Origin of the sequence: Paenibacillus periandrae, assembly GCF_022458865.1 — a bacterium.
GTDB lineage: Bacteria > Bacillota > Bacilli > Paenibacillales > NBRC-103111 > Paenibacillus_S > Paenibacillus_S periandrae.
This window is the reverse complement of record NZ_JAJNMU010000199.1, coordinates 1-256: the sequence shown is the minus strand read 5'-3', so window position 1 is coordinate 256 and position 256 is coordinate 1. Positions and strand designations below refer to the sequence as shown.

At 56.2% G+C, this 256-nt stretch carries 1 pseudogene; it reads right to left on the bottom strand.

What is annotated here, in order from left to right:
* A pseudogene (locus tag LRL21_RS45230) lies at nucleotides 1-206 on the bottom strand (hypothetical protein); the annotation flags it as partial.
* Nucleotides 207-256 lie beyond the last annotated feature (50 nt).

Genomic DNA, 256 nt, shown 5'->3' with positions numbered 1-256 from the left:
CAGCTATCCTGCCGCCCGAGCTCGAAGCCGTCCATGCGACCCTGCTCTTCATACTGCTTAAGACACGCTTCCAGATCCGCCCTAAGGCCCGCTGCGCTCCGATACCTGCGCATGACCGATTTTTCCAAAAGCTTGAGAATAATTTGCTGCAAAATAACCGGAATTTCAGGAGAGACATCGTCCATCGGCAGAGGGGCTCTGGCCACATGGGCGTGAGCCCATTCCAGCACATTCTTCGCCAGAAAGGGGAGCCTGC